The following is a 2,023-nucleotide window of genomic DNA, read 5'->3' as shown; positions in this document are numbered from 1 at the left end:
GCGCCGGAGCCACCGCCGCGACGCCGTCCGGGCCGAGCTGGTCGGCGGTGACGGCCCCGGCGCAGCTGCTCGCGGGCCTGAACAAGCAGGGCTGGCGGCTGCCGGTCTCCCTCCCCGGCGGCCTGCCGCTGTACTCGGCCGCGCGCAGCACGACCGCCGCGGGGCAGGTGCTGGACCTCGGCTATTCTGACGGGCTCTCGGTCGTCTCGCTCTTCGTGCAGCGCGGCACGCTCGCGCAGCGGCCGGCCGGCTGGCAGCAGGTCAGCCTGCCAGGGCATCAGGTCTACGTCGCTGGGCACTCGATCATCTGGGCCGGGGGCGGGTTCGTCTACACGATGCTCGCCGATGCCCCGCCGCTGGTCGTGAGCCAGGTCGTCGCGTCCCTGCCGCGGAACACGGCGCCCGGGTTCTTCGACCGGATCATGCGCGGGTTCCGCCGCCTCGCGGCGGTCGCCGATCCCTTCCACTGAGCTAGAGTGGTGACGTGTTCGACCTGTCCGTGACCAAGCTGCTGGTCCTCGCGGTGATCGCGCTCGTGGTGTTCGGGCCGAAGGAGCTGCCGAAGATCGCGTCGCAGGCGGGCCGCGCGCTGCGCGACCTGCGCCGGATCGCCGAAGGCGCGAAGCAGGATCTCAGGGAGGGGCTCGGCCCGGAGTTCGAGGACTTCGACTTCGATGACCTGAACCCCCGCCGTTTCGTGCAGAAGCACCTGCTCGATGAGCCGGCCGCGACCCAGGCGAACGTGAGCAACGCGGGCACCGTCGCTGCCGCCAACGGCGCCAATGGTTCCACTGGTGCGCGCGCCACGCTCGAGGACGGCGCGGACCCGCCGTTCGACCTCGAGGCCACCTGAGCGGCTGCCCCGGCAGGTCCGGCCTCCCCTAGCGCGGGCTGAGGTTAAGCATCCGGCCCGCGAGGCCGCGGCCGCGGCTGGACAGCGCCTCGGCGATCTTGACGAGCTGCAGCGCGGCGGGCGATGACGGGTCGTCGAGCACGAGCGGGGTGCCGTTGTCGCCGCCCTCGCGGAGCCTGGTGTCGAGCGGAATCTGGCCGAGCAGCGGCACCGTGGTCCCGGTCAGCTGGCTCAGCTTGGCGGCGACCGCCTCGCCGCCGCCGGATCCGAACACGTCCATCTGCTCTCCGCAGTGCGGGCACAGGAGGTACGACATGTTCTCGATCACGCCGGTGATGCGCTGCCGCGTCTGGGTCACGATGGCGCCCGCGCGCTCGGCGACCTCGGCCGCGGCGAGCTGCGGCGTGGTCACCACGAGCAGCTCGGCGTTCGGCAGCAGCTGCGCGAGCGAGATCGCGATGTCCCCGGTGCCCGGCGGCAGGTCGAGCATCAGGTAGTCCAGGTCGCCCCAGAACACGTCGGCGAGGAACTGCTGCATGGCCCGGTGCAGCATCGGGCCGCGCCACACGATGGGAGTGTTCCCCTTCGTGAACATGCCCATCGAGATCACCTTCACGCCGTGCGACGACGGCGGCATGATCATGCTCTCGACGGGGGTGGGGCGGCCGGTCACGCCGAGCATCCGCGGCACCGAATGGCCGTAGATGTCGGCGTCGATGACGCCGACCTTGTGCCCGGCAGCGGCGAGCGCCGCCGCCAGGTTCACGGTGACCGAGGACTTGCCGACGCCGCCCTTGCCGCTGGCCACCGCGAGCACCTTGGTGAGCGACGCGGGCTGGGCGAACGGAATCACCGGCTCGGGGCGCCCGCCGCGCAGCTGCGTCTGCATGGCTTTCCGCTGTTCGTCGCTCATCACGTCGAGGGTGACGCGCGCCCCGGAGACGCCGGGCAGCGCGGTCACCGCGTCGGTGACCCGCGAGGTGATGGTGTCACGCATCGGGCAGCCGGCCACGGTCAGGTAGACACTGACGTCCACGAGGCCGTCGGCGCCGACCGAGACGGACTTGACCATGCCGAGTTCGGTGATGGGGCGGCCGATCTCTGGGTCGTTGACGCCGGCCAGCGCGGACGTCACCTGCTCGGTGGTGGGCAGCGGGGAGTTCATGCCCC

At 71.9% G+C, this 2,023-nt stretch carries 2 protein-coding genes and 1 pseudogene; 2 read left to right on the top strand and 1 reads right to left on the bottom strand.

The genetic code is table 11. The features are described 5' to 3' along the window. Together WA805_RS28035 and WA805_RS28030 are read left to right on the top strand one after the other, a co-directional pair. Positions 1–470 (top strand): annotated as a pseudogene (locus tag WA805_RS28035) (hypothetical protein); the annotation flags it as partial. Between the two features lie 14 nt (positions 471–484). Next, on the top strand, positions 485–853 hold the full coding sequence (locus tag WA805_RS28030; protein ID WP_422277195.1) for a sec-independent translocase: 369 nt from the start codon (positions 485–487) through the stop codon (positions 851–853). Between the two features lie 28 nt (positions 854–881). Here WA805_RS28030 and WA805_RS28025 read toward each other — a convergent pair whose 3' ends face one another. Then, positions 882–2,018, bottom strand: a complete 1,137-nt coding sequence (locus WA805_RS28025) for an Mrp/NBP35 family ATP-binding protein (protein ID WP_422277193.1) — start codon at positions 2,016–2,018, stop codon at positions 882–884. Positions 2,019–2,023 lie beyond the last annotated feature (5 nt).

Origin of the sequence: Trebonia sp. (genome assembly GCF_049794275.1) — a bacterium.
In the GTDB taxonomy this organism is placed as follows: domain Bacteria; phylum Actinomycetota; class Actinomycetes; order Streptosporangiales; family Streptosporangiaceae; genus Trebonia.
This window is presented reverse-complemented; position numbering and strand designations above follow the sequence as displayed.